This is a genomic window from Nonomuraea sp. NPDC004580, from assembly GCF_040609855.1.
GTDB lineage: Bacteria > Actinomycetota > Actinomycetes > Streptosporangiales > Streptosporangiaceae > Nonomuraea > Nonomuraea salmonea.
In genome coordinates this window covers 1-15,377 of the sequence record NZ_JBEXLH010000025.1, presented here as the reverse complement: position 1 = coordinate 15,377, position 15,377 = coordinate 1, and the positions used below count along the sequence as shown (strand labels likewise).

Annotated in this window: 14 protein-coding genes; 5 read left to right on the top strand and 9 right to left on the bottom strand. The window is 72.7% G+C overall.

The annotated features are described in order from the left end of the window. Positions 1-31: 31 nt before the first annotated feature. Positions 32-1,516 carry a glycerol kinase GlpK gene (gene glpK, locus ABZW11_RS24650; RefSeq protein ID WP_355421212.1) on the top strand — a complete coding sequence of 495 codons (1,485 nt, stop codon included), beginning with the start codon at positions 32-34 and terminating at the stop codon, positions 1,514-1,516. Further along, positions 1,513-3,075, top strand: a complete 1,563-nt coding sequence (locus ABZW11_RS24645; protein ID WP_355421210.1) for a glycerol-3-phosphate dehydrogenase/oxidase — start codon at positions 1,513-1,515, stop codon at positions 3,073-3,075. The genes glpK and ABZW11_RS24645 overlap by 4 nt, the downstream gene beginning before the upstream one ends. Positions 3,076-3,077: 2 nt before the next feature. On the opposite strand, the gene rodA is transcribed toward ABZW11_RS24645, so the two are convergent. From rodA to ABZW11_RS24620, 5 genes are read right to left on the bottom strand one after another with little or no spacing between them, the layout of a single operon-like run. Beyond that, on the bottom strand, positions 3,078-4,235 hold the full coding sequence (rodA, locus tag ABZW11_RS24640) for a rod shape-determining protein RodA (protein WP_355421207.1): 1,158 nt from the start codon (positions 4,233-4,235) through the stop codon (positions 3,078-3,080). Continuing rightward, the gene (gene mrdA, locus ABZW11_RS24635; RefSeq protein WP_355421448.1) at positions 4,232-6,109 is read right to left on the bottom strand and encodes a penicillin-binding protein 2; all 1,878 of its coding nucleotides are present in this window, start codon (positions 6,107-6,109) and stop codon (positions 4,232-4,234) included. The genes rodA and mrdA overlap by 4 nt, the downstream gene beginning before the upstream one ends. Further along, the gene (locus ABZW11_RS24630; RefSeq protein WP_355421204.1) at positions 5,991-6,686 is read right to left on the bottom strand and encodes a hypothetical protein; all 696 of its coding nucleotides are present in this window, start codon (positions 6,684-6,686) and stop codon (positions 5,991-5,993) included. Before ABZW11_RS24630 ends, mrdA begins: the two co-directional genes overlap by 119 nt. After that, the gene (mreC, locus tag ABZW11_RS24625) at positions 6,676-7,443 is read right to left on the bottom strand and encodes a rod shape-determining protein MreC (RefSeq protein WP_355421201.1); all 768 of its coding nucleotides are present in this window, start codon (positions 7,441-7,443) and stop codon (positions 6,676-6,678) included. Before mreC ends, ABZW11_RS24630 begins: the two co-directional genes overlap by 11 nt. A 5-nt stretch (positions 7,444-7,448) precedes the next feature. Then, on the bottom strand, positions 7,449-8,477 hold the full coding sequence (locus tag ABZW11_RS24620) for a rod shape-determining protein (RefSeq protein ID WP_355421198.1): 1,029 nt from the start codon (positions 8,475-8,477) through the stop codon (positions 7,449-7,451). A 193-nt stretch (positions 8,478-8,670) separates the two neighbouring features. On the opposite strand from ABZW11_RS24620, the gene ABZW11_RS24615 reads away from it, so the two are divergent. Beyond that, positions 8,671-9,168, top strand: a complete 498-nt coding sequence (locus ABZW11_RS24615) for a hypothetical protein (protein WP_355421195.1) — start codon at positions 8,671-8,673, stop codon at positions 9,166-9,168. A 189-nt stretch (positions 9,169-9,357) separates the two neighbouring features. Here ABZW11_RS24615 and ABZW11_RS24610 read toward each other — a convergent pair whose 3' ends face one another. Genes ABZW11_RS24610 through ABZW11_RS24595 form a run of 4 tightly spaced genes read right to left on the bottom strand, consistent with a single transcriptional unit; the run spans position 9,358 to position 12,936 of the window. After that, a complete protein-coding gene (locus ABZW11_RS24610; RefSeq protein ID WP_355421193.1) occupies positions 9,358-10,767 on the bottom strand; it encodes an NAD-dependent malic enzyme in 1,410 nt (469 codons plus the stop codon). 56 nt (positions 10,768-10,823) lie between these two features. Continuing rightward, complete coding sequence (locus tag ABZW11_RS24605) at positions 10,824-11,453, bottom strand: cytidylate kinase-like family protein (protein WP_355421190.1); 630 nt, start codon at positions 11,451-11,453, stop codon at positions 10,824-10,826. A 9-nt stretch (positions 11,454-11,462) separates the two neighbouring features. Beyond that, positions 11,463-12,401 carry a tetratricopeptide repeat protein gene (locus ABZW11_RS24600; protein WP_355421188.1) on the bottom strand — a complete coding sequence of 313 codons (939 nt, stop codon included), beginning with the start codon at positions 12,399-12,401 and terminating at the stop codon, positions 11,463-11,465. Then, complete coding sequence (locus tag ABZW11_RS24595) at positions 12,385-12,936, bottom strand: MarR family transcriptional regulator (protein WP_355421185.1); 552 nt, start codon at positions 12,934-12,936, stop codon at positions 12,385-12,387. The genes ABZW11_RS24600 and ABZW11_RS24595 overlap by 17 nt, the downstream gene beginning before the upstream one ends. 229 nt (positions 12,937-13,165) lie before the next feature. On the opposite strand from ABZW11_RS24595, the gene ABZW11_RS24590 reads away from it, so the two are divergent. Together ABZW11_RS24590 and ABZW11_RS24585 are read left to right on the top strand one after the other, a co-directional pair. Continuing rightward, on the top strand, positions 13,166-14,551 hold the full coding sequence (locus tag ABZW11_RS24590; protein ID WP_355421183.1) for a hypothetical protein: 1,386 nt from the start codon (positions 13,166-13,168) through the stop codon (positions 14,549-14,551). 63 nt (positions 14,552-14,614) lie between these two features. Then, positions 14,615-15,286, top strand: a complete 672-nt coding sequence (locus tag ABZW11_RS24585; protein WP_355421180.1) for a DUF4230 domain-containing protein — start codon at positions 14,615-14,617, stop codon at positions 15,284-15,286. Positions 15,287-15,377: the final 91 nt, after the last annotated feature.

Sequence of the window (15,377 nt, the reverse complement as noted above, 5' to 3'; positions counted from 1 at the left end):
ATGTCGAACCAGCAGCACTAGCGAGGAACCCGTGCCTGGACCCCAGTACATCGCCGCCATCGACCAGGGCACCACGTCCAGCCGGTGCATCGTCTTCGACGAGGGCGGCCACATCATCTCCGTCGCCCAGCACGAGCACCGCCAGATCTTCCCCCGCCCCGGCTGGGTCGAGCACGACGCCGACGAGATCTGGCAGTCCGTACGCGGCGTGCTGGCCGAGGCGGTGACCGGGGCCGGCATCGACGACGGGCAGATCGCCGCGCTCGGCATCACCAACCAGCGCGAGACCACCGTGCTGTGGGACCGCGCCACCGGCCGCCCGGTCTGCCCCGCCGTGGTCTGGCAGGACACCCGCACCGACGCGCTCACCCGGTCGCTGGCCGAGCAGGAGCCGCTGTTCAGGGAGCGGGCCGGGCTGCCGCTGCACACCTACTTCTCCGGGCCCAAGATCCGCTGGCTGCTCGACGCGTACGATCTGCGCGAGCGCGCCGAGCGCGGCGAGGTGCTGTTCGGCACGATGGACAGCTGGCTGCTGTGGAACCTCACCGGCCGCCACATCACCGACGTGACCAACGCCAGCCGCACGATGCTGATGAACATCCACACCCTGGCCTGGGACGACGAGCTGCTGGCCGCGCTCGGCGTGCCACGCGCGATGCTGCCGGAGATCCGGCCGTCGGCCGAGGTCTACGGGCACACGGAGGCGGGCGTGCCGGTGGCGTCGGCACTGGGCGACCAGCAGGCGGCGCTGTTCGGCCAGACCTGCTTCTCCCCCGGCGAGGTGAAGAGCACATACGGCTCGGGCAGCTTCCTGCTGATGAACACCGGCCATGAGCCGGTCGTCTCCAAGCACGGCCTGCTGACCACCGTGGGCTACCAGATCGGCGAAGGCCCGGCCACGTACGCGCTGGAGGGCGCCATCGCGGTCACCGGCTCGCTGGTGCAGTGGCTGCGCGACAACCTGGGCCTGATCTCCAGCGCCGCCGAGATCGAGACCCTCGCCAAGACCGTGGACGACAACGGCGGCTGCTACTTCGTCCCGGCCTTCTCGGGGCTGTTCGCGCCGCACTGGCGCTCCGACGCGCGCGGCGTGATCGCGGGGCTGACCGGGTTCGTGACGAAGGGGCACATCGCGCGGGCCGTGCTGGAGGCCACGGCGTGGCAGACCCGCGAGGTCGTGGACGCCATGAACGCCGACTCGGGGCTCGACCTGACGACGCTGCGCGCCGACGGCGGCATGACGGCCGACAACCTGCTCATGCAGACGCTGGCCGACGTGCTGGCGGTGCCGGTGATCAGGCCGATGGTGTCGGAGACGACCGCGCTCGGCGCCGCGTACGCCGCGGGCCTGGCCACCGGCTACTGGCCCGACCTCGACAGCCTGCGCGCCAACTGGCACAAGGCGGCCGAGTGGCGACCGGCCATCGACGAGGAGGTCCGCGAGCGCGAATACCGCAACTGGAAGAAGGCCGTGGCGAGGACCCTCGACTGGGTCGAGCAGGAGGAGACCGCATGACGACCACGATCGGCACCGACCGGGCGCAGGTCCGGCAGGAGCTCTCCACCACCACCTTCGACCTGCTGGTGATCGGCGGCGGCATCCTCGGCACCTCGGTGACCTGGATGGCCGCGCAGGCCGGGCTGCGGGTGGCGATGGTGGACGCGGGCGACTTCGCCGGCGCCACCTCCAGCGCCTCGTCCAAGCTCGTCCACGGCGGCCTGCGTTACCTGCAGACCGGCAACGTCAAGCTGGTGGCCGAGAACCACCGCGAGCGCCGGGCCCTGGCCGCCGACATCGCACCCCACCTGGTCAAGCCGCTGACCTTCCTGGTGCCCATCTACAAAGGCGGGCCGCACGGCGCGGCCAAGCTGGGCGCGGGCGTGTTCCTGTACTCGGCGCTGTCGGTGTTCGGCGACGGCATGGGCAAGGTGATCACGCCGCACCAGGCCCTCGCCAAGGTGCCGGCGCTGCGCACGGAGGGGCTGCGGGGCGCCGCCGTCTACGGCGACCACCAGATGAACGACTCCCGCGTGGCCGTCATGACCGTACGCGCGGCCGTGGACGCGGGCGCCACCGTGCTCAACCACGCCGAGGTCGTCGGCCTGCGCAAGACGGGCGGCACCGTGACCGGCACCGTGACGGGCGCCGAGCTGCGCGACCGGCTCGACGGCGCCGAGTTCGGGGTGTCGGCCAGGCTCGTGCTGAACGCCACCGGGCCGTGGGTCGACCACCTGCGGCGCATGGAGGACCCCGACGCGACGCCCAGCATCCGGCTGTCCAAGGGGGCTCACCTGGTGCTGCGCCGGCACGAGCCGTGGAAGGCGGCGCTGACCACGCCGATCGACAAGTACCGGGTGTCGTTCGCCATCCCGTGGGAGGACCACCTGCTGCTCGGCACCACCGACGAGGCGTACGAGGGCGACCCCGCCGACGTGCGCCCGACCGAGGCCGACATCGCGCAGATCCTCGACGAGGCGGGCCATTCCGTACGCGACGCCCAGCTCAGGCGCGAGGACATCACCTACGCCTTCGCCGGCCTGCGGGTGCTGCCCGGCGGGCCGAAGGAGGTGACCGCCGCCAAGCGGGAGACCGTGCTGAGCAGGGGTTCGGGCGGCATGCTGTCGGTGGCGGGCGGCAAGTGGACGACATACCGGCACATCGGCAAGCACGTGCTCGACATCCTCGCCCACCTGCCCGGCCGGCCGCTCGGCGACGACCTGGCCGACATCCTGCCCGCGGTGCCGCTGCCCGGCCTGGCCAGCCCCGACGCGGTGGCGCTGCGGCTGTGGACCGACCGCGACCGCGACGCCCGCATGGACCCGCTGGTCGCCAGGCACCTCGCCACCCACTACGGCTCGATCGCGTTCGACCTGGCCAGGCTCATCCGCGAGGACCCGGCGCTCGGCGAGCGCATCCACCCCGACGGGCCCGACATCTGGGCGCAGGCGATCTACGCCCGTGACCACGAGTGGGCGGCCACGGTGGACGACGTCGTACGCCGCCGCACGACCCTGACCGTCCGGGGGCTCGACACGCCCGAGGTGCGGGAGCGGATCGCCACCCTGCTGGGGTGAGGTCACGTGGTCGCCTGGCGGCGCACGGCCATCAGCACGCCGACCGCCGCCAGGCAGGCCACGATCGACGAGCCGCCGTACGAGACGAACGGCAGCGGCACGCCCACGATCGGGGTCAGCCCCACCACCATGCCGACGTTGATGAACGTCTGTGCGGCCAGCCAGCAGGCGATCCCGGCCGCGGCCAGCCTGCCGTACGCGGTGGGAGCCGTCGCGGCGATCGCCAGCGCCCTGCGCAGCACCAGCCAGAGCAGGGCCAGCAGCAGCGCCGCTCCCGCGAACCCCAGCTCCTCGCCAGCGACGGTGACGATGAAGTCCGTGTGCTGCTCCGGGACGAACCTGCCGCCGGTCTGGTCACCTTGGAACAGGCCGCGGCCGAACAGCCCGCCGGAGCCGACCGTCTCCAGCGCCTGCGCCGCGTTGTAGCCGGCGCCCTGCGGGTCGGCCATCGGGTCGGCGAACGTGAGCAGCCGCTGCACCTGGTGCGGGCGCAGCAGCCCGAGGAACCAGGCCGCGACCGCCGCCCCCGCGCCCGCCCCGGCCAGCAACGCCAGCCACCGCCGGCGGACGCCCGCCACCACCAGCATGCCACCGGTCGTCACCACCATGATCATCGCGGTGCCGAGGTCGGGCTGCAGCATGATGAGGCCGAGCGGCAGCCCGGCCGCCGCCAGCGCGAGCGGCACCCGCTGCCGTGACCGCTCGGCGAGCAGCGCGGCCAGCATGAGCACCAGCGTGACCTTGGCCGGCTCCGACGGCTGCACCTCAAGGCCGCCGGCGCTCAGCCACGACTGGGCGCCGTTGGCGGTCCTGCCGAGCGGGGTCAGCACGGCGGCCAGGCCCAGCACGCCCGCCAGGTAGGCGGGCAGCGTCCAGGCGCGCAGCGCTCCGGGGAGCGCCGCGACGGCGGCCATGACGGCCAGGCCGACCAGCACGTTCGCGGCCTGCTTCACCAGGTACGTCTGCGGGTCCTCCCCGGCCGCCGCCATCCTCGGCCGGGTCGCCGACCAGACCAGCAGCACGCCCGCCAGCGAGAGCACGAGCGCGGGCACGACCGACGCCCAGTCCACGGCCCGGGCGAGCCGCCGCGTCCGCCCGGCCGGCAGCGCCCCGTCGGCCCGCAGGCGCCTGATGACCTGGGGGTCCTGCGTCGCGGTCATCGGCGGGTCCGTTCGGGGAGGGCGGGCTTTTCGGGGAGGGCGGGCCTCTCGCCTTCCAGGCCGTACATGCCGGACCAGATCTCGCGGACGGCGGGTGCGGCGGCCTCGCCGCCGGCGCCGCCCTTGGAGACGACGGCCACCACCACGTACTGAGGCTTGCCGGCGGGGGCGAAGGAGGCGAACCAGGACGTGTCGGTGGCCCCGTACGCCTCCGCCGTGCCGGTCTTCCCGGCCACCGCGAGCTTGCCGAACGGGAAACCGGCGAACGCCTGCGCCGCCGTGCCCGACCTCGGCACCTCGGCGAGGGCGTCCCGCAGGTACCGCAGGGTCGTCGCGGGCACCGGCAGCCGTCCCGCGACGGGCGGGGTGATCTCGCGGACCAGCGTGCCGTCAGGCCCGCGCACCTCCTTGCCGACGCGCGGGCTGAACAGCGTGCCGCCGTTGGCCAGCGCCGCGTACGCGCGGGCCAGCTGCAGCGGCGTGACCAGCACGTCCCCCTGCCCGATCGAGACGTTCGCGGCGTCACCCGCACTCCACGCGTGCCCGCCCGCGCAGTGCTCGGCGGCCACCGCCTTGAGGTAGGCGGCCCTGCGCGGGTCCTTCCTCGCGGTCTCCGGATACCCCTTCCGGGCCCGCTCGCACGTCTCGTCCCTGGTAGCCGCCCAGTACGCCTTCTTCCACGCCCGATCGGGCACCCGGCCGGCGGCCTCCCCCGGCAGGTCCACGCCGGTCTTCGCGCCGAACCCGAATGCCCGCGCCATGCGCTGCATCACCTCGTCGCCGCCCTTGCCCCACAGCTGCGCGGCGAACCGGTAGAAGATCGTGTCGCAGGAGACGACGAGCGCGCGGTGCAGGTCCATGGTGCCGAGGTCGGCGCCGCCCGCGTTGCGGAACGCGCGGTCGCCCACCCGGTACGAGCCGGGGCAGTCGTAGCGGCCGTCCAGGGCGGATCCGGAGGCAGCGGCGGCGACCGTGGAGACGATCTTCCAGGTGGACGCGGGCGGCCACTGGCCCTGCACGGCCCGCGACAGCAGCCGGTCGTCGCTGGTCAGCCGCCGGTAGCCGGCCGCGCCGATGCCGCCCGTCCATACCCGGGGGTCGTAGCCGGGGACGGAGGCCATGGCCACGACCCTCCCGGTACGCGCCTCCAGCACCACGGCCGCCCCCGAGTCGGCGCCGCGCGCCCCGCGTACCGCCTTCTCGAGCGCCCGTTCCACGACCCGCTGCACGTCGGCGTCGATGCTGGTGACGAGCGTCGAGCCGGGCACCGGCGGCTGCTCGCGCACCGTGCGCAGGACCTGGCCCGCGCTGTCCACCACCACCTCCCTGCTGCCGGGGCGGCCTCGCAGGTCGGCCTCGTACGCGGCCTCCAGCCCGTCAGCGCCCTTCCCCTCGCCGGTCGACAGGTAGCCGAGCACGTGCGCGGCCAGGTCGCCGCGCGGGTGGTCGCGTACGGGGGCGGGCGCCGCGCTCACGCCGGGGAAGTCCTCGGGCCGCTCGAGGATCTGCGTCGCCGTACGCTCCCGCACCCCCTCCGCCACCGGGATCGGCTGGTACGGCGAGCCCGCCCAGCACGGCTTGCCCGTCCGCGGCCCGCACAGCCGCAGCCGGCGGGCCAGCTCCTTGTAGGGCCGGTCGAGCAGTTCGGCCAGCGCGCGCAGCGTGGCGCGGCCACCGTCGGGCTGCCGGCGCAGCGCCACCCGGTCGACAGAGACGGTCAGCTCGGCGCGGTTGCGGGCCAGCGGGCGGCCCCGGTCATCGAGGATGCGCCCGCGCACGGGCGGGACGGTGATGTGGCGTACGTGGTCGGCGACGGCGGCCCTGGTGTAGCGCTCGCCGTCCAGGATCTGCACCTGCCACAGGCGTCCGAGCAGGGTGAGGAAGAGCGCGGCCACCAGCAGGTGCACCAGCGGCAGCCGGGAGCGTGATTGTCGCATCGGGAAGTCTCCGTGAGGCCCTGCGGCGCCCGGTCAGCAGGCGCCACATCAGCGGGCCGGCGATCAGGTTGCACGGGAACGCGGCGAGCGCCGCCTCCACGTCAGGCGGCGGCGCGACCGCCGTGGCGTCCGGCGATGGCACGGCCGTAGCGTCGGGCATGCCCGGCCAGACCTGCAGGACCAGCGCGGCGAGCACCGGCACCAAGCCACCCGCCGCGCTCGCGGCGAGCACCCCCGTGGTGCCCGGCAGCCGCCGCGCGAGCAGCCCGGCGACGTGCCCGGCCAGGCAGAGCAGCAGCGCGGTACGCCCGGCGGGCGGCAAGGCGGGCGGCACCAGGTCGGCCGCCAGCCCCGCCGCGAACCCGGCTGCCGCTCCCCCGGACGGCCCCGCCGCCGCACCCGCCGCCACCGCGACGAGCAGCGGCAGGTCGGGCACTGGGAACGACAGCCGCCCCAGCAGCATCACCTGGAGCAGCGGGGCCAGCGCCACCGCCGCCGCGAGCCTAATCCGCATCCCTGACCACGCCCACCACGTCGAGAGTGCCGAAGGTGACGGCGGGGCGTACCAGGGCGGTGCGGGTGAGCTGGTCATGGGCGGGATTCACGCGTTCGACGGTGCCCACGGGCACGCCGGGCGGGTATGGCTTGCTCCCGCTCGATCCCAGCGTCTCCACCCGCTGACCGGGCCGCAGGTCGGTGTCGGGGTCGAGCAGCCGCAACGTGAGCAGCCCGTCGCGGCGGCCCTCGACCGTCCCGATCGCGCCCGTCCCTGCCACCCTGACCCCGGCGGCGGCCGAGGGGGCGGTGGCCGCGAGCACGGTGGCGACGTCGGGCCCGGCCTCGACGACCCGGCCCGCCAGACCGTCGGCGGTGACGACGGCCATGTCCGCGCCGATGCCCGCCCTGGTGCCCGCGTCGATGGTGACGCTGCCGCCGCGTACCGCGACCACCCGGGCGGGCACGAGCGACAGGCGCGGATGCGCGGCCTCGACCCGGTGACGCTGGGCCTCACGGGCACGCGCGGCCCGCTCGGCCCACAGCTCGGCCGCCAGCCGGGCGGCCCGCCGCTCGGCCTGCTCGGCACGCCGCTGAGCATCCCCAGCCCCCGCGATCGTCTCGAACGGCCTCGTGGCCGCCCCGATCACCCGCTCGGCCGGCCCCAGCACGGCGGCGGACGCGGCCCGCACCACCGACGCGTGTCCCCGCACGTCGATCGTGACCAGCACCGCGCCGGCGACCAGCAACACCACCAGCAAGCGATGACGCCGCATCGGGGTCACCGCCTCGGTTCTGGGATCAGGACGCCGTGCAGGCGGTCGAACTCCTCCACACAGCGTCCTGAGCCCAGCGCCACCGAGTGCAGCGGGTTGTCCACGGTGTTGATCGGCATGCCGGTCGCCTGGCTCAGCCGCCGGTCGAGGCCGCGCAGCAGCGCGCCGCCGCCGGTCAGCGTGATGCCGGTCCTGACCAGGTCGCCGGCCAGCTCGGGCGGGCACTGGTCGAGCGCCGTCTGCACGGCGTCGATGATCGCGTGCACCGGCTCCTCGATCGCCTCGCGGACCTCGCCCGCCGAGATGGTGACCGTCCTCGGCAGCCCGCTGACCAGGTCACGGCCTCTGATCTCGGCCTTCGGCTCCTCCTCCTGCGGCCAGGCGAAGCCCAGCTCGATCTTGATCTGCTCGGCCGTGCGCTCGCCCAGCAGCAGCGAGTGCTCCTTCTTGACGTACGCGATGATCGCCTCGTCCAGCTCGTCACCGCCGACCCGCAGCGACCGGGCGGTCACGATGCCGCCCAGCGAGATCACCGCCACCTCGGTGGTGCCGCCGCCGATGTCGACGACCATGCTGCCGACCGCCTCGTGCACCGGCAGCCCGGCTCCGATGGCGGCCGCCATGGGCTCCTCGATGACGTACACCTTGCGGGCGCCCGCCTGGTAGCCCGCCTCCTTGACCGCCCGCTGCTCCACCCCGGTGGTGCCGCTCGGGATAGCCACGACCAGGCGCGGCTGGGTGAAGAGACGGCGGCGGTGCACCTTTTGGATGAAGTACCGCAACATGCGCTCCGCCACCTCCAGATCGGTGATGACGCCGTCGGCGAGCGGGCGGATGGCCACGATGTGACCCGGCGTGCGGCCGATCATCTGTTTGGCCTCGGCGCCGACCGCGACGATCTTCTCGGTCCTGGTGTTCAGCGCCACGACCGAGGGCTCGTCGAGGACGATGCCCCTGTTGCGGACGTAGACGAGCGTGTTGGCCGTGCCAAGGTCGACTGCCATGTCACGGCCGAGGAAATCCAGCACAGACATGTCCCCCCACAAGGACTCCTGGCCCCACGGCTGACAGAGGAACAGCGGTCGGGGCGGTGTCGCACTTCCCCCGGATCAGCAAAACTTATAACTCCACGAGCAGCTTTTCGCAACTTTCGCATAGAGATTCCCTACAGAGGGAGTTGCACCCGGACAGAGGTGGCGCGGGGCTCGGCCAGGGCAGGGGGTGGGCATGCGTACACCGATGAACGAAGCCCTGATCAGGCACTTCACGGACCTGCGCGACGGCGTGCACGGCCAGGCCGTCACGCGGGACGACAAAGAACGCCTCTTCGCCCGAGCCGTCGAGTTGCTCGACCCGGTGGCGCGCAGGGCGCTCGACGAGGCGAACGCCGACCTGCTGCTCGGCACCGGGGAGGTGGTCGCGAGCGGCGTCACCCGGTCGAGGGAGGGCGGGCTGAACGCGATGTGGTCGCTCACCTGGCCGGAACAGCGCGCCACGGGCGAGCAGCCGATCGCGGTCGTCGCCCACTTCGGCTGCGACTTCCACCACCCGCACCTGCGCGGCAACACGGTCGGCGACTGGCCGCTGAACGTCTTCGACGAGTCCGACGCGGCGGGGCAGCTCGACCTGCTCCGCGCGATCGCGGCCGCCGACGCCCACAACCTGGTCTTCCAGGAGAGCTACCGCCTGATGCCCGCCCTGACCACCGCCATCCCCACCTCCTGACCGCCACGGGGCGGCCCCAGCCGGGAAGGGCAGGCTCGGCGTCGCTCCAGCCCGGCCACGACTGTTGGGCAAGCACGCAGCCCGACCGGCCCAGGTGCGGTGGGCGGGTCGGGCTGGATGAGAGAAACGCTCGCGAGGCGGGGCCGCGGGGTCACATGAGCGCCCCGGCCCGGGAGATCAGCCGGGAGGTCAGGCCTCGGTGAAGCCGCGGGCGCGGCCGCCGGCCGACTCGCGGACGGCGGCGGCCACCGCGGTGGCGACGTCGGGGTGGAAGACGCTGGGGATGATGTAGTTGGGCCCCAGCTCCTCGGGGGTGACGACGGCGGCGAGCGCTCCGGCGGCGGCCAGCAGCATCTCCTGCGTCACCTCGGTGGCCTGCGCGTCGAGCAGCCCGCGGAACACCCCCGGGAAGGCCAGCACGTTGTTGATCTGGTTGGGGTAGTCGGAGCGCCCGGTGGCGACCACGGCGGCGTGTTCGCGGGCCTCGTCGGGTGAGACCTCGGGCTCGGGGTTGGCCAGCGCGAACACGACCGGGTCGTCGGCCATCGTGGCGATGTCGTCGCCGGTGAGGATGCCGGGCGCGGACACGCCCACGAACACGTCGGCGCCCTTGACCGCGCCGCGCAGGTCACCGGCGTAGCCCTCGGCGTTGGTGTGGTCGGCGATCCAGCGCAGCGACTCGTCGAGGTCGTCGCGCCCCTTGTGGACGGCGCCGAGGTAGTCGCAGACGACGACGTTGCGGGCGCCGGCCGCCAGCAGCAGCCGCAGCACGGCGTTGCCCGCCGCGCCCGCGCCCGCCATGGTGATCTTGACGGTTTCGATGCTCTTGTCGACCACCCGCAGCGCGTTGGTGAGCGCCGCGAGCACGCAGATGGCGGTGCCGTGCTGGTCGTCGTGGAAGACCGGGATGTCGAGCAGCTCGCGCAGCCGCCGCTCGACCTCGAAGCAGCGCGGCGCCCCGATGTCCTCGAGGTTGATGCCGCCGAACCCGGGCGCGATGACCTGCACGGTGCGGACGATCTCGTCGACGTCTTGGGTGTCGAGGCAGATCGGCCAGGCGTCGATGCCGGCGAAGCGTTTGAACAGCGCCGCCTTGCCCTCCATGACCGGCAGCGCCGCCTCGGGCCCGATGTTGCCGAGACCCAGCACGGCCGAGCCGTCGGTGACGACGGCCACGGTGTTGCGCTTGATGGTCAGGCGCCGCGCGTCCTCCTTGTTGCGCGCGATCGCCATGGACACGCGCGCCACCCCCGGCGTGTACGCCATGGACAGCTCGTCGCGGTTGCGCAGCGGCACCTTCGACTTCATCTCGATCTTGCCGCCGAGATGCATGAGGAACGTGCGGTCGGACACCTTGTGGATGACGACGCCCTCGACGGCCTCGAGCTGGTCGACGATGGCCTGGGCGTGGTCGGTGTCCCTGGCCGCGCAGGTCACGTCGATGCGGAGCTTCTCGTGCCCCGCGTTGGTGACGTCGAGGGCGGTGACGACGCCCCCCGCCGACTCTACGGCGTGGGTGAGCAGGCTGACGGCCTTGCCGCCTGCGGGCACCTCGAGCCGCACGGTGATGGAGTACGACACACTCGGGACGGTCGCCACGTCAATCGCTCCTTCGGGACTGACCAAGAATGCCTCCCATGTTAGAGGGCTTTCGGTCAACCCAGTGCCTCGGCGGCCAGGACGATCAGCTCGACGCACGCCGTCACGGGAATGGTGGTGCTGTCGAGAACCAGGTGATATTGGCACGGATCGGCCGGGTCGACGCGGTAGAAGTGGCGTACGTACGCGGTCCTCGCCCGGTCGTTGTCCTCGATGACGCGCCGCGCCTCGCGCTCGCTCAGCTCGGCGAGCGTGGCCGTCTGCCTGACGCGCCGCTTGAGCGGCGCGTCGAGCCGCACGTGGAGGGCGCCGGGATGGTCGGCCAGCACCACCGCGCCCGCCCGGCCGAGGAACACGCCGCCCTGGTCGCCGGCCATCTCCTTGAGCAGCCGCTCGGTGTGGCGGACGAACTCCTCGGGCGCGAGCGGCATCGCGCCCGGGACGTACATGTCGACGCCGCCGAACGTCACCGTGGGCAGCCGCATGGCCCCGGAGAAAAGCCGGCCGAGGCCGTGTTCGGCGCGGTCGTCGTGGGCCAGCGCCTCCTCCAGCGTGCAGCCCAGCTGCTGGGCCACCACGCTGGGGATGGCCCGGTCGACGAAGGGCACGCCGAGCCGCTCGGCCACGGCCGGGCCGATCTGGTTGCCGGCCGTGCCGTATGTCGCCGATATGGTGACGACCCGCATATCCCCAGGTTAGAACAGGGCGCTCGCCAACGCCCTGCGCGCCTTCGCCAAAGATGGGTCTTCGGCCGGCAAGGCGTCGAAAAGCCCCAGCAAATGCTTTCTCGCCCGGTCGCGGTCGTCACCCGAGGTGCGCTTGACCACCGCGATGACGCGGTTGAACGCCTCATCGACCGAGCCGGACAGCATCTCGAGGTCGGCGGCCATGAGCTGGGCGTCGAGGTCGTCAGGGTCCTGCAGGCGGCGCTGGACGTCGGCGGGGTCGGCCTCGGCGGTGCGCTTGATCAGGCTGACCCCCGCCAGCCCCATCTTCGCGTCCTCGTTGCCGGGCGCGCGGGCCAGCAGCCGCTCGTAGGCCGCGATCGCCGCGTCGTAGTCGGCCGCGTCGATGGCCTGCTCCGCCGCCACCAGATCGGGGTCGGCGGGCGGGCCGGCCTGCGCCTCGGGCTCGCCGCCCTCGGCCGCCGGCGGCCTGGCGCCGGGGTTGGCCTGGTAGAACTGCTCGACCGCGCCCATCAGCTCGTCGAGCCAGCGCCGCACCTCCTGCTCGGGCAGCACCTGCTGGAAGCCGGTCACGGCCTGGCCCTGGAAGATCGCCAGCACGGTCGGCACGGCCTGCACGCGCAGCGCCTGGGCGATCTGCGGGCTGGCATCGACGTTGACCTTCGCCAGGACGGCCTTGCCGCCCAGGTCGCCGACGACCTTCTCCAGCACCGGGCTGAGCTGGGCACTGCCAGGAGCCCGCGGCGACCAGAGGTCGAGGACGACCGGCACGGTCATCGAGCGCTCGATGACATCGGCCGTGAACGTCTCCTCGGTCACGTCGACGACTGAGGCCGACGCCGCCTGGGGACCTGCCGCCTCCCGCCGGGCCTGCGCCTCAAGAGCCTGCTTGCGCGCGCCCAGGTCTATCGCTCCGTAGAGTGACCCGGGCTTAGAGAAGTCCGCCATGCCCTTCATCTTGCCGCATGGACGAAGCCGGGAAGTCACCCGCCGCCACCCGTAGCGTGCGCAACTGGTCGAACATCCGGTGGAGTTCGTCCTCGGCGTACATCGACAGGCCGAACTCGGCGGCCATGAGGTCGGCGGTGGCGCGGCGCACGACGTCGCGGCCGGCCTCGGTGATCTCGGCGAGCACGCCGCGCCCGTCGCGGGGATTGGGGCGGCGCGCCACGAACCCGGACTTCTCCAGCCTGTCCACCGTGTTCGTCACGCTCGTGGGATGAACCATGAGACGTTCGCCGATCCTGGACAGCGGGAGCGCGCCCGTTCTGCTGAAGGTCAACAGCACCAGCGCCTCGTATCTGGCGAAGGTCAAGTCGTATGGCTTCAGGAGCGAGTCAAGTTGCGACAGCAGGATCTGATGCGCTCTCATGATCGAGGTAACGGCGGCCATGGCGGAGGAAGGTCCGAAGTGAGCGCGCCAGCTCTCCGCGGCGCGGTCGATGGGGTCGAACGGCAGGTTGAGCGGCTTCGGCTGCGACACAGCGATACGGTAGCGCGCCGGTCATCCCGGTTCGTCTGATTACTCTCCGCGACAGCTCCCTTTGCTTGACCAAGAATCCGGACGTCAATCATCACGCTCAGTTATGGTTCTCGTACGTATGGTGACGCGGACGCCAAGTTCACGGCCTGTGGGGACGGGCCAGGACCGCGCGGCGGCCGCATCGCCTAGGGGCACGGGGGGTGCTTGATGAACGTCAACGGGAATAAGGGTGCGTGAGCACGCGGGCGTTTCACGGGAGGAGCTGAAGCACAGCGCGGCCGTCACGGTTGCCGTCCTGCTTGCTGTCGGCCTGATCGCGGCGTGGAACGTCCTGATCCCGGGTGTGGACGCGTGGGAGAACATCGTGGCCGCGGTCATCGGCTCGCTCCGGCTGACCGGGCCCGTCGCCGCGGCCTTCGCCGCCTGGGTGGCGCTGCGCAAGCGCCGCGCGCTGCGCGGGCGCTCGCTCACGACGTGGCGGGCGCTCAAGGCGCCGCTGGCGATCGTGGTGGTGGTGCTGGGCTCGTTCGGCGCCACGGTGCTGGTGCTCGCCGTCAAGACGGTGCTCACCGACCAGGCCGGCCGGCTCAGCCTGTCGGGGCTCGGCATGGGCATGGCGGGGCTGGCGCTCTACTCGGTGATCGGGTGGGTGGCCGGATGGGTGGTGCCGAAGCCGTACACGCCGCCGATCGCGGGGCTGGCCTGCTACGGGGTGTTCTCGTGGCTGGCCGACGACCGCGGGTGGGCCGACAAGCTCGCGCCGGGCACCGGCGAGCCCTACGACCTGTTCCAGGGGCTCAGCGGGGCGCCGTTCTTCGACCAGACGATCTGGCTGCTCGGCCTCACCGCCGCGCTGCTGCTCGGCTGGGCGGCGCTGGTCACCAGGCAGGCGATGGTGCTGGCGTGCGCGCTGCTCGCGGTGCTCGCGGCCGGCATGGGCGTCTCACGGGTGCTGACCCAGGCGAAGCCGGCCGCGGCGGTGGACATCGCCTACAGCTGCCAGGAGTGGCCGATCACCGTGTGCGTGCATCCCGGCATGCGGGCGGGGCTGACCGAGCTTGGGGCGGCGTTCACGCAGATCGCCTCGCGGCTCGCGGGCACGCCCGCCGCGTTCACGCGGGTGGAGCAGCGCCCGCTGGACGACGCGCTCAAGCCGGCCAACGGGCTGGCCCCCGTGCACGTGCCCGACCTGTCGGCGGGGTTCGCCGAGGAGGCGGCGTACGAGTACGTCGAGTCGCTCGCGCCCCGCTGCCCCACCACGGTCGCCGAGGGCTACCGCCAGATCGTCACGGCCTGGCTGCGCGGCGAGCCGCTGCCGGGGACCCCGCTGCCCGAGCACCAGTACGCGACCCAGTGGTTCTCCTCGCTGAGCGAGCCGCAGCGCCGCGAGTGGCTGCGCATGTTCTACACCGACTTCCAGGGCTGCCGGCTGTCGAGCACGCACTTCGGCGGCGGCCCCGCGCACGCGGGCATGGCCCCGTCGGTGCGCCCGACCCCGGAGTCGAGCCACGTCTACCCCGTCTACCCGACGCCCGGCGGTTCCGCCAGGTCGGCGCCGCAGACGCCCGGCGCGGGTGGGGTGAGCGCGGTGGCGAACACCGGGGACGTCTCCTAAAAGGAGCCAAGTTGTCACCATAGGGCGGGCACTGATGATCGCCCAGCGGGTAGTCATGCTCGCATGACGACTTCCCAGACGACGCCGCCCGCGGTGGCCTCGGGGCGGCGCCGGTGGTGGCGGCTCGCGGCCGTCCTGCTGGTCGTGGCGGTGCTACTGGTGGTGGCCGGGCGGCTGGCCTGGTCGTGGCTCGACCCGCTGGGCGAGCGGACCATCGACCGCAGCCAGCCGGTGCTGCTGCAGTCCATCAAGGACCTGAGCAGGTTCGAGGCCGCGACGGGGAACTTCCAGGTGGTCGTCGACCTGGAGAAGGACGCCGCCTTCCTGCCGGACGCCATCAAGGGCACGCGCACGTTGTTCGTCGGCGCGGGCGGCGTGGACGCGTACGTGGACTTCTCGACGCTCGCCACGAACGGCGTGACGGTGTCGCAGGACCGCACCGAGGCCACCGTACGCGTGCCGCGCGCCCAGCTCGAGAAGCCGAACCTGGACAACAACCGCTCCTACGTCTTCGCCCACCAGCGCGGCCTGTTCGACCGGGTGAGCGACTTCCTGTCCGGCTCCCCCGCCGACCAGCGCGAGCTCTATCTCCTGGCGGAGAAGAAGATCACCGAGGCGGCCGTGGCGAGCGACCTGCGGGCCAGGGCCGACGCCAACACCAAGGCGATGCTGTCCGGCATGCTCAGGTCGCTGGGCTTCACGAAGGTCACGGTGAAGTTCACCGACGAGCCCTAGGAGCCTTCTGAAGATGTTGCTGGTGTGATGGAGCGGGGGTTGAAGGTGCGGGGCTTAAGGGGCCGGGGGTTGGGCCTTCCCTCGGGTTGCT

Coding starts and splice junctions, on each gene's coding strand:
- rodA (WP_355421207.1), bottom strand. CDS start 4,235: ATGACCGCGACGCAGGACCCCCAGGTCATCAGGCGCCTGCGGGCCGAC.
- mreC (WP_355421201.1), bottom strand. CDS start 7,443: ATGCGGCGTCATCGCTTGCTGGTGGTGTTGCTGGTCGCCGGCGCGGTG.
- ABZW11_RS24615 (WP_355421195.1), top strand. CDS start 8,671: ATGCGTACACCGATGAACGAAGCCCTGATCAGGCACTTCACGGACCTG.
- ABZW11_RS24630 (WP_355421204.1), bottom strand. CDS start 6,686: ATGCGGATTAGGCTCGCGGCGGCGGTGGCGCTGGCCCCGCTGCTCCAG.
- ABZW11_RS24645 (WP_355421210.1), top strand. CDS start 1,513: ATGACGACCACGATCGGCACCGACCGGGCGCAGGTCCGGCAGGAGCTC.
- ABZW11_RS24605 (WP_355421190.1), bottom strand. CDS start 11,453: ATGCGGGTCGTCACCATATCGGCGACATACGGCACGGCCGGCAACCAG.
- ABZW11_RS24585 (WP_355421180.1), top strand. CDS start 14,615: ATGACGACTTCCCAGACGACGCCGCCCGCGGTGGCCTCGGGGCGGCGC.
- ABZW11_RS24620 (WP_355421198.1), bottom strand. CDS start 8,477: ATGTCTGTGCTGGATTTCCTCGGCCGTGACATGGCAGTCGACCTTGGC.
- ABZW11_RS24600 (WP_355421188.1), bottom strand. CDS start 12,401: ATGGCGGACTTCTCTAAGCCCGGGTCACTCTACGGAGCGATAGACCTG.